Source organism: Paenibacillus sp. Paensp111 (assembly GCF_059492195.1).
This window is the reverse complement of the sequence record NZ_CP168527.1, coordinates 1141903-1158439: the sequence shown is the minus strand read 5'-3', so window position 1 is coordinate 1158439 and position 16537 is coordinate 1141903. Positions and strand designations below refer to the sequence as shown.

The 16537-nt window shown below is 50.1% G+C and carries 15 protein-coding genes, 1 pseudogene and 1 riboswitch; of the genes and pseudogenes, 12 read left to right on the top strand and 4 right to left on the bottom strand.

Annotation, left to right across the window (positions count from 1 at the left end; translation table 11 throughout):
- Positions 1 to 249 precede the first annotated feature (249 nt).
- Positions 250 to 2124, bottom strand: coding sequence for a DNA helicase RecQ (gene recQ, locus ACEN86_RS05380; RefSeq protein WP_495633316.1), 1875 nt, complete (start codon positions 2122 to 2124; stop codon positions 250 to 252).
- Between the two features lie 195 nt (positions 2125 to 2319).
- On the opposite strand from recQ, the gene ACEN86_RS05375 reads away from it, so the two are divergent.
- From ACEN86_RS05375 to ACEN86_RS05330, 10 genes are all read left to right on the top strand, one after another.
- Positions 2320 to 3261: an RluA family pseudouridine synthase gene (locus ACEN86_RS05375; RefSeq protein WP_495633315.1), complete on the top strand. Its 942-nt coding sequence runs from the start codon at positions 2320 to 2322 to the stop codon at positions 3259 to 3261.
- A gap of 206 nt (positions 3262 to 3467) precedes the next feature.
- Positions 3468 to 4286 carry an adenosylmethionine decarboxylase gene (speD, locus tag ACEN86_RS05370; RefSeq protein WP_495633314.1) on the top strand — a complete coding sequence of 273 codons (819 nt, stop codon included), beginning with the start codon at positions 3468 to 3470 and terminating at the stop codon, positions 4284 to 4286.
- Between the two features lie 132 nt (positions 4287 to 4418).
- A complete protein-coding gene (locus tag ACEN86_RS05365; RefSeq protein ID WP_495633313.1) occupies positions 4419 to 4964 on the top strand; it encodes a PadR family transcriptional regulator in 546 nt (181 codons plus the stop codon).
- Positions 4945 to 5694 (top strand): CPBP family intramembrane glutamic endopeptidase, encoded by a 750-nt coding sequence (locus tag ACEN86_RS05360; protein ID WP_495633312.1) that lies wholly within the window; start codon positions 4945 to 4947, stop codon positions 5692 to 5694. The genes ACEN86_RS05365 and ACEN86_RS05360 overlap by 20 nt, the downstream gene beginning before the upstream one ends.
- 375 nt (positions 5695 to 6069) lie before the next feature.
- The gene (locus ACEN86_RS05355) at positions 6070 to 7794 is read left to right on the top strand and encodes a proline--tRNA ligase (protein ID WP_495633311.1); all 1725 of its coding nucleotides are present in this window, start codon (positions 6070 to 6072) and stop codon (positions 7792 to 7794) included.
- Positions 7795 to 7967: 173 nt separating this feature from the next.
- Positions 7968 to 8011, top strand: a riboswitch (PreQ1 riboswitch).
- Between the two features lie 91 nt (positions 8012 to 8102).
- Positions 8103 to 8771 carry a 7-cyano-7-deazaguanine synthase QueC gene (queC, locus tag ACEN86_RS05350; RefSeq protein WP_495633310.1) on the top strand — a complete coding sequence of 223 codons (669 nt, stop codon included), beginning with the start codon at positions 8103 to 8105 and terminating at the stop codon, positions 8769 to 8771.
- Positions 8768 to 9262 (top strand): 6-carboxytetrahydropterin synthase QueD, encoded by a 495-nt coding sequence (queD, locus tag ACEN86_RS05345; RefSeq protein WP_495633309.1) that lies wholly within the window; start codon positions 8768 to 8770, stop codon positions 9260 to 9262. Before queC ends, queD begins: the two co-directional genes overlap by 4 nt.
- The gene (gene queE, locus ACEN86_RS05340) at positions 9255 to 10010 is read left to right on the top strand and encodes a 7-carboxy-7-deazaguanine synthase QueE (RefSeq protein ID WP_495633308.1); all 756 of its coding nucleotides are present in this window, start codon (positions 9255 to 9257) and stop codon (positions 10008 to 10010) included. The genes queD and queE overlap by 8 nt, the downstream gene beginning before the upstream one ends.
- 30 nt (positions 10011 to 10040) lie before the next feature.
- Complete coding sequence (gene queF / locus ACEN86_RS05335; RefSeq protein WP_127200562.1) at positions 10041 to 10538, top strand: preQ(1) synthase; 498 nt, start codon at positions 10041 to 10043, stop codon at positions 10536 to 10538.
- Positions 10539 to 10828: 290 nt separating this feature from the next.
- Entirely contained in the window at positions 10829 to 11809 is a 981-nt protein-coding gene (locus tag ACEN86_RS05330; RefSeq protein ID WP_495633307.1) for a 2-hydroxyacid dehydrogenase, read from the top strand.
- Between the two features lie 102 nt (positions 11810 to 11911).
- Here the strand turns inward: ACEN86_RS05330 and ACEN86_RS05325 are convergent, their stop codons facing one another.
- Entirely contained in the window at positions 11912 to 12133 is a 222-nt protein-coding gene (locus tag ACEN86_RS05325; protein ID WP_495633306.1) for a YczO family protein, read from the bottom strand.
- Between the two features lie 160 nt (positions 12134 to 12293).
- Here ACEN86_RS05325 and ACEN86_RS05320 point away from each other — a divergent pair.
- A pseudogene (locus tag ACEN86_RS05320) lies at positions 12294 to 12791 on the top strand (DinB family protein); the annotation flags it as partial.
- A gap of 14 nt (positions 12792 to 12805) precedes the next feature.
- A complete protein-coding gene (locus ACEN86_RS05315) occupies positions 12806 to 13894 on the top strand; it encodes a M24 family metallopeptidase (protein WP_495633305.1) in 1089 nt (362 codons plus the stop codon).
- Between the two features lie 127 nt (positions 13895 to 14021).
- On the opposite strand, the gene ACEN86_RS05310 is transcribed toward ACEN86_RS05315, so the two are convergent.
- Together ACEN86_RS05310 and ACEN86_RS05305 are read right to left on the bottom strand one after the other, a co-directional pair.
- On the bottom strand, positions 14022 to 14732 hold the full coding sequence (locus tag ACEN86_RS05310) for a queuosine precursor transporter (RefSeq protein WP_495633304.1): 711 nt from the start codon (positions 14730 to 14732) through the stop codon (positions 14022 to 14024).
- A 151-nt stretch (positions 14733 to 14883) separates the two neighbouring features.
- Entirely contained in the window at positions 14884 to 16464 is a 1581-nt protein-coding gene (locus tag ACEN86_RS05305) for a cobyric acid synthase (RefSeq protein WP_495633303.1), read from the bottom strand.
- Positions 16465 to 16537: the final 73 nt, after the last annotated feature.

The window sequence follows — 16537 nt, the reverse complement described above, 5'->3', positions numbered from 1 at the left end:
TGATTTGAAAAAGTATGGTGCAGTGCTCTGTGGGCAGATCGTCCTTGGGTGCATGGTGCAGCGCTCCGTGGGCGGATCGTCCTTACGATCGCTGTTGCTCCCAGATTCCTTATGATCATCACTTTAGTGATGGAATCCGGGAGCAAAGGCGAACGCTTCGCTTCTTCAGGACGATTCCGCCCTCTCCGCTGGTGCTGGAGCACAGAGCTAATGATTCAAAAAAATGTGCAAGCTTTGCACAAGAACAATTTATTCAAAATAATCGTCTGTATCCATATCCGGCGCGCCGCCCTGATTCTGGAAGAAATCAAGGAACGGCTGGCCGTATTTCTTATATTTCAATTCACCTACGCCTTTAATCTTCAGCATTGCCGCTTCCGACTGCGGGCAGACCACGCTCATCTCACGCAGCGTGGCATCGTTGAAAATAATGTAGGATGGCACTCTCTCGCGCTCGGCCAGCTCACGGCGAATAAGCCGAAGCTGCTCGAACACGGTCTCATTCACCGCCGATGGGCTTGTATCATAAGACGAGCCTCTGCGGCGGGAGCTGCCAGAAGCAGCGGCAGAAGCAGAAGGCAGCGGTGCACGCATCATCACTTGGTGATTCCCTTTCAGGACATCCGCAGCTACGGGCTGGAGACGCACGACGGGGTACTGGCCCTCCGATAGGCTCAAGTAACCATCTGCAACAAAGGTATTAATTAGCTCCGAGATCTCCTTCTCGGTTCTTGTCCGCATCATGCCGTAGGTAGGCAGACTATCGAACCCGTACTGAAGCACCTTTTTGTTCTGTGATCCTTTAAGCACTGAGGCCACCATGGAGACCCCAAAGCGTTCCCGCATCCGGTAGATGCAGGAGAATATCACCTGGGCATCTCTCGTCATGTCGGTAAGCTCCCTCTCGTCACGGCAGGAGCTGCAGATCCCGCAGGGCTTCTGATCATGCTCTTCCCCGAAATACTCCAGCATGGCGAACCTGAGACAGCGATTGGAGTAGCAGTATTCTATCATCTGCTGCAGCTTCCGGTAATCATTGCGCTTCCGGTCCCCTTCCTGGGGATTCTGCTCAATCAGAAACTTCTGGGTCATGATGTCCTGAGCGCTAAACAAAAGAATACAGTCACTCGGTTCGCCGTCCCGCCCTGCGCGGCCAGCCTCCTGAACATAAGCCTCCATATTTTTCGGCATATTATAGTGGATGACATACCTTACGTTGGATTTATCAATCCCCATCCCAAACGCATTGGTAGCGACCATCACCCGAATATCATCATAGAGAAAAGCCTCCTGATTGTCGGCTCTCTCCTGATCGGATAAGCCGGCGTGATATCTTCCCGCCTGGATTCCGGCTTGGCGCAGCCGTTCATATAGATCGTCGACCTCCTTACGGGTCGCCGCATAAATAATCCCGGGTTCGGCCGAATGGGAGGCCGTATAATTCATGACATACTCGCGCTTGTTCTCCCCGCGCAGAACCGACATGGCCAGATTATCACGGCCAAGTCCGGTTACGAATACAGCGGGATCCTTGAGGCGAAGTAGCCGCAGCATATCATCCATGACTTCCGGTGTCGCAGTTGCTGTAAACGCGGCAAGAATTGGACGCTGAGGCAGGGATGAGACAAATGGAGCCACCGACAGATAGCTTGTCCGGAAATCATGTCCCCATTGGGACACGCAGTGAGCTTCATCTACTGCAACGCATGAAATGGACAGGTCGGCCATTTCGTTCTGGAACCAGTCCAGCTCAAGCCGCTCTGGAGCTACATACAAGAGCTTGAGCTCGCCCCGCCCTGCTGCGCGGATGCGATCATTTACTTCTTTTCCACTTAAAGTACTGTTAATATAAGCGGCGGAAATTCCCATCGTAGTCAGTGCATCAACCTGATCCTTCATCAGGGAGATGAGCGGTGACACTACCAAAGTAAGGCCTGGCAGTAACAGTGCGGGGATCTGATAGCAGATCGATTTACCGCCCCCGGTAGGCATAATTCCAAGCGTGTCCTCCCCCTGCAGGAGGCTCTCCACGATTCTTTTCTGCCCTTCACGGAAATCCGGATAACCATAATACTTCTGAAGTACTTCCTGTGCTTGCTCTATAGTATAAATTTCAGTATTCATGTAAGAAATCTCCTTACTCTTTGTTCATTCCATCTATGGAATGGAGCAAGAACTGACGTTTCTTTAAGCTCCATTCCATATAGTGTAACGGGGTTTGTACGATTGGGCAACCGCTCCGTACATTGACCCGGACGTGGGAATAAGGGTATCATCGGTCTAGATAAGAGACGCTATTAGCACGGATTACCAGGAGGCATGAACGTGAAGAAGAAGAGCTATACATCAAATCGCACCACCAAAGTAAGCAGCCCGGCCAAGCCGAAGATTTATACGGTGAAAGAGCCCTCTCAGCTGCTCCCTTTTCTAGTAGATACCCTAAGCCACTTAAGCCGGAATTCCGTGAAATCCATACTGGCCCGCGGCCAGGTTACGGTGAACAGCCAGCCTACCACCGCATACAATTATGAGCTCGAGCCCGGCTATCTCGTGTCTATCCATCAGGAGAAGGTGAGCTCTGCCCCGCCGCTGATCGGCATGACCATACTTTTTGAAGATGAGGATATCGTTGTAATCCAGAAGGAACACGGCCTGTTATCCGTCTCGGCAGGTCAAGAGAATGAGATCACGGCTTACCGCCAGCTTATGAGTCATGTTAGAACCGAGAACCCCAATCAGCGGATCTTTATTGTCCACAGGCTGGACCGGGATACCTCGGGCGTTATGCTTTTTGCAAAAAGTGAAAAGGTGCAGCAAATCCTTCAGAATTCCTGGCAGGATATTGTAAAAGAGCGGTCCTATGTCGCGCTTGTGGATGGTGAGGTGAAGAAGCAGGAAGGCACGATTACCTCGTGGCTGAAGGAAAGCAGCACACTCAAGATGTACTCCAGCCCTTATCCCAATGACGGACAGCATGCGGTCACTCACTACAAAAAGTTAATGTCCAATAAATTCTTCACTCTGCTCGAGGTTCATCTGGAAACAGGCCGCAAAAATCAAATTCGCGTGCATATGCAGGATATCGGACATCCTGTTGCCGGGGACAAGAAGTATGGTTCGAGGAGCAAAGAAATCGGCAGACTGGGGCTTCATGCCCGCATTCTGGCCTTTGAGCATCCGACCACAGGGGCCATGATGCGTTTTGAGACGGATATTCCCAAGGTATTCCTGAAGCCGTTCAAAGCGGGATCTTCCAAATAAACGGACATACAACTGGATATCTCCATCTAACCGCAGTCTGCAGGCGCCGCCTGCAGGCTTTTTCGGGCTTGTTAACCCAGCTTGGCGTTCAGGGTTCCTGCTTACTTGTTATCGAACAGTGAGTTTCGGGTAAAACAATAAAAGACTAGGACAAATAAGATCAGGTAATAATTTATTTATTATGGTGACTTAAGGAGACATGACCCATGAAATTAACCCCCGAGCAAGCCATACAACTGCATGGATTCAATAATCTGACGAAATCCCTCAGCTTTAATATGTATGATATTTGCTATACCAAAACGACCGAAGAACGCGATGCCTACATTGAGTATGTGGATGAGCAGTATAACGCTGACCGCCTTACCGCCATTTTAAAATCTGTGTCTGACATCATTGGAGCCAATGTATTGAACATTGCCAAACAGGACTACATTCCCCAAGGCGCCAGTGTAACCATGCTCGTGTCTGAAGGCCCTGTTGCAGAGATGAACACGGAGACCTTTGACGAGACCCCAGGGCCTCTGCCCGATTCTGTAGTGATGCATCTCGATAAAAGCCATATCACCGTTCATACTTACCCCGAGTCCCATCCGGATGAAGGGATCAGTACGTTCCGGGCAGATATTGACGTATCTACATGCGGGGAGATTTCCCCGCTTAAAGCTCTTAACTTCCTTATTCATTCCTTTGAGCCGGATATGATGACAATGGACTACCGGGTTCGCGGCTTCACACGTGACATTAACGGACGCAAGCTGTTCATTGACCACGATATCAGCTCCATACAGAATTACATCCCAGATAAGGATAAAAAGCTGTATGACATGATCGATGTTAATGTATATCAAGAGAATATATTCCATACCAAGTGTAAGCTCAAAGCCTTTAACCTGGATAACTACCTGTTCGGTTATACGAAGGAAAAGCTGAGTCTGGAAGAGCAGGCTTCAATCACAGACCGGCTAAAGGTTGAAATGGACGAGATTTATTACGGTAAAAATATGAAGCGCGGTTCTCTGTAAATAGAGCTTCGTTCCGATCAAGAGAGGATTTTTCATAAATCCTCTCTTTTTTTGTTGACAAAATATTGAAATCCATTATGATAAATATATCGAATGGATATATCGAGTAGATATAAGGGAGTGAATGAGGTTATGCTGGAATATGTCATATTAGGGCTGCTTATCGAACAGCCCATGAACGGCTATGAGATCAAGAAGACGATCGACAGCACGGTTGGCCTCTTTTATAAAGCCAGCTTCGGAAGTCTGTATCCGGCTCTGAAGCGCTTGGCCGAGAAAGGCTGGGTATCCATTACAGATACGGAAGATGCGAAGAACAAGAAGATTGCCACTCTCCTCCCGGAGGGCAAGCGTCAATTTCTTCAATGGCTGGCGGAGCCGCTGCAGGAGTTTCGCGGTGAACCTCTGCTGAAGATATTTTTCTACGATTACCTGGATCCTGTTATCCGGGAGGAACACCTTGCTGCATATCAATTCGGGCTTCATGGGCAGGTGAAGCAGCTGGAGGTCGTTCAGAATATCGTGTCGAAAGAACTGCAAGAACTGGAGAATCCCGAGGCCCATTACTACCGGGTGTCTGTGCTTCATTATGGACTGCAATATTTGAAAATGAAGGAACAATGGATTAAAGATATTAAAGAGAGGAATGATCTGAATCATGACAACATCTCCGAATAGAGGAACATTTTCAGCCAGGAGGCCTGTTCTGGCCGTAGTTATTATCGAATTACTTCTGCTTATTGCCATGTTCGCGGCAGGGGCCTACGCACAAATCAAGCAGCTGGATTATACCGCCCCTGTTCTTATCGCCTTCGTCCCGATTGCTCTCGTGTTGATCGTGTATCTGACGATAAGAAGGAAATGGAGTGCTCTCGGCTTTGAATCGATCCGGAACATCCCCTCCAGGAACTGGATCTATTACCTTCCGCTTGTGCTAGTGCTCGGCATTAACTGCATGAATGGCTTTAAGTCTGCTTCAGGTTCAACTTGGCTGTACTTCATCGGATTTACTCTGCTGGTTGGTTTTGTCGAGGAGACGATCTACCGCGGCTTAATCCTGCGAACTTTGCTTGCCAAAGGGGTTACTACCGCTGTCGTAACTTCCAGCATCCTGTTCGGAGTTACACACATATTAAATGCTCTGTCCGGTCAAAGTTTATTTGACACGATTGTGCAGATTGTCTATGCCCTGCTCGTAGGCCTTGTCCTAGCTTTATTAATCATCATGAATAACAATATCCTACCTTTAATCACATTCCACTTTATACATAATTTGATTCAATTTATGAGCCCTAGTGACTCGGTCTGGTATGGAACGCTTGTCGTCATTGCCGTATTAGCACTTCAAGCCATTTGGCTGATCTTAAATTTGAGAAGAGTTCCTATCCGGACGGCCTTATCCAGTTAATCCAGAAGCAGCCAAAGATTGACCTGGAACCAAATTTGTTGTAATTTAATTGGAAATTATAAAGATTGAACATAAGGTTGTCGTGTAGAGTAAAGTTCAATCTATATTGTAAAAAGCATTGACCAAGATCATGAGCTTCGGACACCGGCCGTATAGAGAGGAAACCCATGGGCTGAAAGGCTTCCCGTCCCGATCCGAGAACTCCCTACCTTGGAAGCTGCAGCGGCAAACCGCTGCCGGTGAACCCCGTTATCAGGCTAAGAATCAGCCTAGCAGCATGCTGATCAATTAGGGTGGTACCACGAGCGCATTCGTCCCTTGACGAAGAGCGCTCTTTTTTGTTTTTAGTAATTACCTACAGGAAGGATGAGTTAAATGAAACAAAGCCGAATGTTAATACCGACATTAAGAGAAGCACCTGCGGATGCCGAGACGCAAAGCCACCGCCTCCTGCTGCGCGGCGGATATATTCGTCAGCTGGCTTCAGGCGTGTATACCTACCTTCCCCTCGGATGGCGTGTCCTGCAGAAGGCAGCAGCCATTGCTCGTGAAGAGATGAATCTGGCGGAGGCGCAGGAGCTGCTAATGCCCGCCATGCAGCCGGCGGAACTGTGGAGACAATCAGGCAGATATGAGGTTTATGGACCGGAGCTTGTCCGCCTGGAAGATCGTCATGGCAGAGAGTTCGCCCTCGGCCCCACTCATGAAGAAGTCATTACTTCCCTGATGAAGGATGAGATCAGCTCATACAGGCAGCTGCCGATGACCCTCTATCAAATCCAGACCAAATTCCGGGATGAGCGCAGGCCCCGCTTCGGTCTACTCCGGGGAAGAGAATTTCTGATGAAGGACGCTTATTCCTTTGATACAGATTGGAACGGACTGGATACCAGTTACTGGTCCATGCATGCGGCTTACACGCGTATCTTCACAAGGTGCGGGCTTGATTTCAGGTCAGTTCAAGCGGATGCCGGGGCTATCGGAGGCGAGGGAGAAACTCATGAGTTCATGGCTCTTGCCGATATCGGCGAGGATACCATTGCGGTATGCACTGTAGGAGACTACGCTGCCAATCTGGAGAAAGCGGAATTCAAGACCTCTTATCACCCGGAACATCGGGGGACTTGGTTAAGCACCCGTGCGAATCTGCCTTCCCCTACTCTGCTCTCCACGCCAGGAGTTCACTCCATTGAAGAGCTTGTCACCTTCACAGGGCAGGAAGCAAGCAATTTCATCAAAACGCTGATTTATCGCTGTGACGGCAATCTGGTGGCTGTGCTTGTTCGTGGTGATCATGAAGTGAATGAGATCAAGCTGAAGAATCATACCGGGGCTGAATTGGTCCAGCTGGCTGATGCAGCCACGGTCCTGCAGGTGACAGGCGCAGAAGTTGGCTTTGCCGGACCGGTAGGACTCACGATTCCCCTGCTTGTTGATCAAGAGGTCGGCATCATGGATACCGCCATAACCGGCGCGAACCAATCCGATTACCATCTGAGCGGGGTTCGCCCAGGCGTTGACTTCGCTCTGGATACCGTGCTGGATCTGCGGAATGCTGCTCTAGGCGACCTCTGTCCACACTGCGGAAGCGAGATGAATCTGGTGCGCGGAATCGAGGTTGGCCATGTCTTTAAGCTGGGCACGAAGTACAGCGAAGCGCTTGGTGCTGTATACTCTGACGCCTCGGGTCAGGAGCAAAGCCTCATCATGGGCTGTTATGGAATCGGCGTCTCACGTCTCCTGTCGGCTGTAGCCGAGCAGCATCATGACCCGAATGGAATTCTGTGGCCGACCTCCCTGGCTCCTTACCAAGTCCATATCGTTCCGCTCTCCATCAAGGATGAGACCCAGATGAGCCTGGCCGATGAGCTCTACGAGAAGCTGACAAGTCAGGGCATCGAGGTCTTGCTGGATGACCGGGACGAGCGGCCAGGGGTCAAATTCAAAGACTCGGACCTGATCGGGATTCCAATACGCCTTGTGATTGGTAAGCTGGCCAAGGACAGACAAGTGGAATGGAAAGAAAGACACAAGGCGGAAGCGGAAGTACTGAATTTCGAAGCCGCATTGGCAAGAATCATGGAGCCAGAGTTAAGGTAACTCACTATGCACCAAGGAATGGCCGGTCAGCCCGGTCATTCCTTTTTTTGAACATATATAAGTCGAATTTTAAGATATAGCCATAACTTTCATCCTCCAATGCAGCTGAATTGTGTTATAATAGTTCAGCGCATCCTGCGTTCAACTGAAGAAAGTCCATGTGCCCTGGGCACATGGGAGAGGTTCGCGAACTCCCTCTATAAAAAACTAAGCTAGCCTTATCCGTAATTTGACAGGGCTTGTTTTTTTGCGATGCCAGTTCAAGAACTCTCTCTCTTCCACACTTTAGAAGATAGAGAGGTTTTTTTATGCTTAAAAATGAAAAAGCTGTTGTTGTATTCAGCGGCGGACAAGACAGCACGACCTGCCTGTTCTGGGCATTGAAGCATTTTGCCGAGGTCGAGACGGTTACCTTCAACTACGGCCAGCGTCATAGCCTGGAGATCGAATGTGCCAAGCAGATTGCTGAGGAACTTGGAGTCAAGAACACCGTGCTCGATATGAGTCTGCTGAACCAGCTGGCACCCAACGCGCTTACACGTGATGATATTGAGATTACCCAGGAAGAGGGCAGCCTGCCCAGCACCTTTGTGGAAGGCCGCAATCATTTGTTCCTGAGCTTTGCAGCTGTACTAGCCAAGACAGCCGGGGCAAGACACCTGATCACCGGCGTCTGCGAGACCGATTTCAGCGGCTATCCGGACTGCCGCGATACTTTTGTCAAATCGCTGAATGTCACGCTTAATCTCGCGATGGACTATAACTTTGTAATTCACACTCCGCTTATGTGGCTGGATAAAGCTGAGACCTGGGCGCTTGCAGATGAGCTCGGCGCGTTCGACTTCGTACGTGAGAAGACGCTGACCTGCTATAACGGCGTGATTGGACATGGCTGCGGAGAATGCCCTGCCTGCAAGCTGAGACAAGCCGGATTGGATAAATTCCTTCAGTCCCGCAAGGAAGGGGATCGCTCATGAGCCGAACACCAGGTGAATTTCGCATCGTAGAGAAGCTCCAGCAGTTCGAGGTTGATATCAAGGCCAGCGAGCTCCGTTATCATAACCGGAGAGTGCTGGTGAGCAAGGAATTTACATTTGATGCCGCGCATCATTTGCACGCATATGAAGGCAAGTGCAAGAATCTGCACGGCCATACCTATAAGGCCGTCATTGGAATCAGTGCACGGCCGGATGATACCGGGATTACGGCAGATTTCGGGCTGATCAAGGAAATATGGAAGACCCGAATGGAGACTTATCTGGATCACCGTTACTTGAATGAGACCCTGCCGCCAATGAACACCACGGCAGAGAATATGGTCGTATGGCTGTATGAACAGATGGAAGAAGCTCTGTTGTCTGATGAGTATAAGTCTCTAATCTGTGATGGACGTACTGAGTTCATCCGGCTGTATGAGACCCCGACCAGCTACGCCGAGGTTAGACGGGAGTGGATGACCGGTGAATAATTCAGCTGAGGTCAAAGCGGCTCCCGGCATTCCCGTACTCGAAATCTTTGGTCCGACCGTACAAGGCGAAGGCATGGTCATCGGACAGAAGACGATGTTCGTCCGCACGGCAGGCTGCGACTACCGCTGCTCGTGGTGCGATTCTGCTTTTACCTGGGATGGAAGCGCCAAGGATCTGATTCAGCCTATGAGTGCGGAGCAGATCTGGAAGGAACTGAAGCACATCGGAGGCAGCCGCTTCTCCCACGTGACGCTGTCGGGCGGGAACCCCGCTCTGCTGCCGCAGCTTGGATCACTTGTCTCATTGCTTAAGGCACAGGGGATCCGTATTGCGGTGGAGACTCAAGGGTCGCGCTGGCAGGACTGGCTGCATGAAATTGACGAGGTTACCCTCTCTCCGAAGCCGCCAAGTTCAGGAATGGCCACCGATTGGGAGAGACTTGACGAGATTGTATTCAAGCTTGCGGCGCGACCGCAGGGATATGCTTACAGCCTGAAGGTGGTTATTTTTGACGAGGAAGACTTGGCCTATGCCACTCAGGTACACGCTCGTTACCCTGATGCGGTCATGTTCCTGCAGGTCGGAAATCCCGATGTACAGCGGATGGATACCGAAGCCCATGCTTCCTATCTGCTTACTCAATATGAACAGCTGATTGATACTGTTATGCAATCAGAAGAGCTGAACAACGTTCGCGTACTGCCTCAGCTGCATACCCTCGTGTGGGGGAACAAGCGCGGGGTTTAATTAATATAGATATCGGAGGAAATTCTAACTATGAGCGGAAGACAACCAAGTGAGATGCAGGACTTGACCCTGCTGGGCAACCAGGGAACCAAATATGTGTTCCAATATGCCCCTGAAGTTCTGGAAAGCTTCGAGAACAAGCATGCCTATCGTGATTATTTCGTAAAATTCAACTTTCCCGAGTTCACCAGCCTCTGCCCGATTACCGGCCAGCCTGACTTCGCAACTCTGCACATCAGCTACATTCCGGATATCAAGATGGTAGAGAGCAAATCGCTGAAGCTGTATCTGTTCAGCTTCCGTAACCACGGTGATTTCCATGAGGACTGCATGAATATCATTATGAACGATCTAATTAAACTGATGGATCCGAAGTACATTGAAGTCTGGGGTAAATTCACGCCCCGCGGCGGCATCTCCATTGACCCTTACTGCAATTACGGCCGGCCAGGCACGAAGTATGAACAAATGGCCGACCACCGGATGATGAACCATGATATGTATCCGGAGAAGATTGATAACCGGTAGGATACGCCAGCTGCGGGCGGCTTATTATCAGCGGGACTCTTTTTATATAAGTTGAACTAATGATTTACGTGCTAGGCTGCCGTGTGAAATGTTCCTACGATCGCTGTTGTTCTCAGACTTCTTTATTCAGTTTCTAAGGTAGAAGTCTAATCACAAAGGCGAACGCTCCGCTTCTCCGGAATCATTTCACACTCTTGCCTATTAGTAATTCTTAAATTCAACTTATATAGGGTAATATGGGGAGTAAAGGTTAGAACTGCTTACAGCCCAGACGGAGAGGAGTCCTCAGCATGACCATAACCAAACCGAAAGTATTCATAGCCAGACCCGTTCCCCCAGAAGTGGAGGAGTATATCGGCAAGCACTGCACGTACAGCAAATGGGAAGGTGAGAAGCCCCTGACTTCAGAACAGCTGGCCGGGCACATTGCAGATGTGGAAGGTCTGCTGACCGCAGGCGGCAGGATTGACGCCGAGCTGCTTGACCATGCTCCCCATCTCAGGGTGGTGAGTACCATGAGTGTAGGCTATAACAATTTTGATCTTGACGCGATGAAAGAGCGGGGGATCAAAGGCACCAACACACCTGATGTCCTGAATGACACCGTGGCGGACCTTATTATGGCTCTGATGCTGTCTGTTGCCCGGCGTGTCCCTGAAATGGACAGGTACGTGCGGGAAGGCAGCTGGAAGCGTGGAGATAATGAAAGCCTGTTCGGGCTGGATGTTCATCATAAGACACTTGGCATTATTGGGATGGGAAGCATCGGCCAAGCGGTTGCACGCAGAGGCAAATTCGGCTTCGGCATGAATATTCTGTATCACAATCGCAGCCGCAGTGAGCGGGCTGAGCAAGAACTTAATGCCGTCTACGCCACTATGGAGGAGCTGCTTGAGCAGTCCGACTTCATCGTGCTCTTGACTCCGCTCACTGAGGAGACCCGTCACATGATCGGGGAGGCTGAATTCACCCGGATGAAGGAGACCGCGATCTTCATTAACGCTTCACGCGGACAGACCGTGGACGAGGAAGCGCTGATTCGGGCTCTTCAGAACAAGATGATCTACGGAGCGGGACTTGATGTATTTGAGAAGGAACCTGTAGATTCAGGGAATCCGCTCCTGTCCATGCCGAATGTGGTCCTCCTTCCCCATATTGGCTCCGCTACAGAGAAGACTCGTCTGGATATGGCCATGCGGGCAGCGGAGAATATGGTGAGTGTCCTGCAAGGCGGAACCCCTGCGGGACTTGTTAAAGAGCTCCGGGACTAATGATCTGACAGAATGCGCAAGTTAGCCTGCATTGCTTGTAAGAGCAGCACAAAGACTCCGTCAACCGGTTGACGGAGTCTTTGCCATTTATTCGGAACCCTGCTATTCAAAATCCACTTTGTATTTCTTCTGAGTAGAAGAAGTATGCTTGGTCTCTTCTTTGTTCCGCTCTTCCTTGACTTCCTCGTTCAAATCCTCCACCGGGATCGAATCCACATTCTGCTCGCTTTCGAACTTGTCGAACAAGCTTTCCTGATCGGTCTTGTACTGTTCGGGGTTATCCATGCCGGATGGCCCAGAATTGATTTTACCGCGCTCCTCCATGCTGTTCACCTCTTATCCTTTGATATTTCCTTTATACCGTAATCTACGCAAAATTAAACATTGCCAAGCTGCGACGCCTTCCCAGTTAGAAGCAGGTTATTTTTGATCCTTTTCCAATTCTGATATGATCACAATATGAGTATTTACAAAGGAGGCAGAATTCATGGAGCATAATCAGCGAATCAGACAGCAAATATACGGGCTTGTGGCGGATTTGAATTATCAGCAGCTCAACGTCCGCCTAGTCCCGGAACAGTGGAGCATCGCTCAGGTGCTTGATCATCTGTACCTGATGGAGCGCACAATTGCCCACCAGATGGGTGTAACCCTGAAACAGGGGCAGCCTGCTCCAACCAATACCAAGCCCTATCACTTGACGCTTGACCGAACCCGCCGTATCCAAGCACCTCCTCACATGGTTCCGACTGAAGAACCGAAATCCTTCGAGCAGCTGAAGGAGCAGCTTGAGCAGTCCCGGGCTTCCCTCATCCGGGTGCTTGAAGGACACAGCGATGATCAGCTCACGCAGCTGTCTTTTCCCCATCCGGTATTTGGACTGATGGATCTTAAGCAGTGGGAAGAATTCATCGGTCTGCATGAACAGCGCCATATGGAGCAAATACGGGATATCAAACAGGCGCTCATCTCTCAATCTTGAAAGGAAGTCCATCTATGAACCTGAAATGGTCTGCACTTGAACACCTAATGAAAGAGAACGGGGTACAAACCCTTCTGATCACCGACCCCAAACATGTCTATTATTTGACCGGATTTCTCAGTAATCCTCATGAACGATTTCTTGCAGCATCGATGACGCTTGGTGAAGAACCCTTCCTGATCGTCCCGGCTCTTGATGAAGAGGCTGCCCGGGCTGGATCTGATCTGGATCGCATTTATACGCATAAAGACACCGATAATCCTTATCTCATACTAAATCAGGCGCTGAAGGGCTCTGTCGGGACGATTGCACTGGAGAAGAATCATCTTTCACTGGCCCGTTTCGAATCTCTCCAGGAACACCTCACCTTTGCCCGGTACCGGGATATCGGTCCTTGGCTTCAGGACATGAGGGTCCGCAAATCCGCAGATGAAATAACCAAGATCAAACATGCTGTTACCTTGATTGAACAGGTTCTCCAAGAGGGCTTAACCAAAGTTAAAGCAGGGGTTACGGAGAATGAGCTTGTCGCTGAAATTGAATATCAGATCCGAAGATTGGGCGCTGACGGCCCTTCGTTCGATTCCATGGTACTTACTGGCGAGAAAACAGCTCTTCCGCATGGCGTGCCAGGCACCAGACAATTGCAGTACGGCGATCTGCTTATGTACGATATTGGCGTATATGCGGATGGCTATGCTTCGGATATCACTCGGACCTTTGCCTTTGGAGAACCTTCCCCAGAGCTCACCAAAATATACAACACGGTGCTTGAAGCCAATGAACAGGCCATCCGCAGCATCAAACCGGGCGTATCTTTTGCGTCGATTGACCTCGCTGCGCGCTCATTCATTGAGCAGGCCGGGTACGGGGAATATTTCATGCATCGTCTGGGGCATGGTCTGGGAATTGATGTGCATGAGTATCCTTCCATTCACGGACAGAACCAAGCCCTTCTGCAGGAAGGTAATGTATTCACCGTCGAACCGGGGATTTATGTACCCGGAGTTGGCGGAGTCCGAATTGAAGATGATATTCTGGTCACAGCAGATGGCGTGGAGGTTCTAACTTCTTTCCCTAAGACACTTACCATCCTGGAGTAGATCAGATTATTTGAAATCCAAAAAATCTCGTTATATTTAAAATGGAAGCTCCACCAACCCATTTTATATATAGCGAGATTTCTTTATATACACAGAATATGCATTTGAAGCCAGCGTCAGCTACCTGCTACTTAGCAGCAGGAAGAAGCGAGGCTTCGTCTTCCTTATGCCTGAAATTTCGGGCAATATACAAGAATGGAGTGCCGACAGCCGTCAGTACGAATTTAGCGATATAAGTTGTAAACAGGATCTCCAGCCAGTCGGACAGACTGTACATGGGACCTGCAAAAGCAATTGTACAAAAAATCAAAGTATCTACAAATGAGCTAATCATCGTACTCCCGTTATTCCGGATCCACAGCTGATTCCGCTTCGGGTAGAATTTTCGAATCCAGGTATACAGACGAACATCCAGGAACTGGCTGATAAAATAAGCCGTCAGACTTCCGATCGCCAGTCTAGGCAGAAGCCCGAAGATTGTCTCCATAGCCGGCTGCGCGATATCACCGGACTGGGGCTCAAAGACCAGCACCATCTGCATGATAATCGTCGTCATGATCAAGGTGAAGAAGCCGAACCAGACCGCTTTGCGCGCTTCCTCGCGTCCAAACTTTTCATTCAGCAGATCGCTTGTCAGGTACAGACTTACATACATGGTGTTCCCGAGTGTCATGACAATGCCGAACATGTCAATCGTCTTGGCTACCTGTATATTGGCGATGACAGTCGCAACACCAATCCAGGCATACAGCCCCTTTTTACCAAAAAACTTGTAGCACATCAACAGGAACGTGAAGTTCACAAGCACGAACAGCGCGCCCCAGCTAAAATTAAACATCGTCCTCTTCCTTCCTAGTTTTGGTTACGCGGGATGGTTACGAACCGCGGCTGGCCGTAAGATCGATGGATCACAGGCACAGCAAATACTACTTTAACACAATCCCCGAAGGGATGGATACCTTTTAGCTCATAGAGTGAAAGTTCGAACTTCAGCCGGGCCCCGGATTGGTTAAGCCTGCAATTGCATAAATCCGGCTCATATCCAGATGCTCACGCGTAATCGAGGCCAGGCGGTCGAAAGCCTGCTCCTTGCGGTCTGCCGCCGAAAATGTCTCATGAATTGGCATGAGCCCCTTCTCCACCCTTACTCCGTTCAGCCAAGCCCTGCGCCACACGTCATTATCGAACACACCATGAAGATACGTTCCCATAACCCGGCCGTCCTCGCTCGCAGCGCCTTCCAGCCAGGTGTCCTCCGGGTTGTCGCGACCGCTGGAAAGCTCGAATAACGGCTTAGGGGCGAAGCCTTCAAGCCAGACAGATTCACCCATATGTATCTCATAACCTTGAATCGGTATCATCGAACAATTTCCGTAAAGTGAAATGGTCTGGTCATTAAGCACGGCTCCCGTAACTCGAATCGTCCGCTTCTCAGATAGGAACACGGTCGTCATAGGCAGCCAATCAAGTCCGTCGGCTTGTCCTGCCCGTCCTGAATCATTAGCGTCAGGGTCTATCAGCTGTCTGCCCAGCATTTGATAACCTCCGCAAATCCCCACGAGCCGCGTCTTCGGCTGACGCATAGCTGCTTGAATGGCCTGATCCAGCCCTTGCTCTCTGAGAAAGAAGAGATCCCCCAAGGTATCCTTGGTACCTGGAAGGATAATTACATCCGGTATCCCCAGTTCAGCTCCAGTTGATACGTAACGCAGGTTAACATCCGCTTCAGCACTCAGGGCATCAAAATCCGTAAAATTTGAAATTCTCGGGTAGCGGATTACAGCAATATCCAGCCCTTCAGCGTCACTTCGGCCGGAGAGGTTATCCAGAACAACTGAATCTTCGGCTTCAATATTCAAATCCGGAATATGAGGGAGAACACCCAAAACCGGTATCCCGGTTCTCTCTTCCAGCCAATCCAGCCCAGGCTGAAGGAGCGCGAGATCCCCGCGGAACTTATTAATGATAAAGCCCTTAACTCTAGCACGTTCCCCCGGAGTCAGCAGCTCCAGAGTTCCTACCAGGAAAGCGAATACCCCGCCCCGGTCAATATCAGCAACAAGCAGGACTGGGGCATCCGCCCATTCTGCCAGATTCATATTCACGATATCCCGATCCTTGAGATTAATCTCCGCTGGGCTTCCCGCCCCCTCCATCAGGACAAGCTCATAGGAAGACCGAAGGCGCTGGAGCGCCTCTATCACCGTCTGCTTGGCTACCGGCAGGAAATCCTCACGGTAAGCAGCTGCACTCATATGGGCAAGCGGCTTACCATGAACTACGATCTGAGAATGCATTTCCCCGGTCGGCTTAATCAATATGGGATTCATATCGGTCGTGGCCTGAATTCCGCATGCCTCGGCCTGCACGCCTTGAGCTCTACCGATCTCGAGGCCATCTTCGGTCACATAAGAGTTCAGCGCCATGTTCTGCGACTTGAAAGGAGCCGGGCGAAGACCATCCTGCTTGAAAATACGGCATAACGCCGTGGTTATGATACTCTTCCCCACATCAGAAGCCGTTCCTTGGATCATCAACACGGCACCCTGGGAGTCTGATTGCCCCTTCATGGTCTGGCCTCCCCTACATCTTCACTATCGGGCCGGAAAGGATGAGTACATCCCCCACAAAACCTTTCCCAAT

What these genes read in the sequence shown, in the direction of transcription:
- recQ (WP_495633316.1), bottom strand. Translation starts at nt 2,124, where the DNA reads ATGAATACTGAAATTTATACTATAGAGCAAGCACAGGAAGTACTTCAG.
- ACEN86_RS05375 (WP_495633315.1), top strand. Translation starts at nt 2,320, where the DNA reads ATGAACGTGAAGAAGAAGAGCTATACATCAAATCGCACCACCAAAGTA.
- speD (WP_495633314.1), top strand. Translation starts at nt 3,468, where the DNA reads ATGAAATTAACCCCCGAGCAAGCCATACAACTGCATGGATTCAATAAT.
- ACEN86_RS05365 (WP_495633313.1), top strand. Translation starts at nt 4,419, where the DNA reads ATGCTGGAATATGTCATATTAGGGCTGCTTATCGAACAGCCCATGAAC.
- ACEN86_RS05360 (WP_495633312.1), top strand. Translation starts at nt 4,945, where the DNA reads ATGACAACATCTCCGAATAGAGGAACATTTTCAGCCAGGAGGCCTGTT.
- ACEN86_RS05355 (WP_495633311.1), top strand. Translation starts at nt 6,070, where the DNA reads ATGAAACAAAGCCGAATGTTAATACCGACATTAAGAGAAGCACCTGCG.
- queC (WP_495633310.1), top strand. Translation starts at nt 8,103, where the DNA reads ATGCTTAAAAATGAAAAAGCTGTTGTTGTATTCAGCGGCGGACAAGAC.
- queD (WP_495633309.1), top strand. Translation starts at nt 8,768, where the DNA reads ATGAGCCGAACACCAGGTGAATTTCGCATCGTAGAGAAGCTCCAGCAG.
- queF (WP_127200562.1), top strand. Translation starts at nt 10,041, where the DNA reads ATGAGCGGAAGACAACCAAGTGAGATGCAGGACTTGACCCTGCTGGGC.
- ACEN86_RS05330 (WP_495633307.1), top strand. Translation starts at nt 10,829, where the DNA reads ATGACCATAACCAAACCGAAAGTATTCATAGCCAGACCCGTTCCCCCA.
- ACEN86_RS05325 (WP_495633306.1), bottom strand. Translation starts at nt 12,133, where the DNA reads ATGGAGGAGCGCGGTAAAATCAATTCTGGGCCATCCGGCATGGATAAC.
- ACEN86_RS05315 (WP_495633305.1), top strand. Translation starts at nt 12,806, where the DNA reads ATGAACCTGAAATGGTCTGCACTTGAACACCTAATGAAAGAGAACGGG.
- ACEN86_RS05310 (WP_495633304.1), bottom strand. Translation starts at nt 14,732, where the DNA reads ATGTTTAATTTTAGCTGGGGCGCGCTGTTCGTGCTTGTGAACTTCACG.
- ACEN86_RS05305 (WP_495633303.1), bottom strand. Translation starts at nt 16,464, where the DNA reads ATGAAGGGGCAATCAGACTCCCAGGGTGCCGTGTTGATGATCCAAGGA.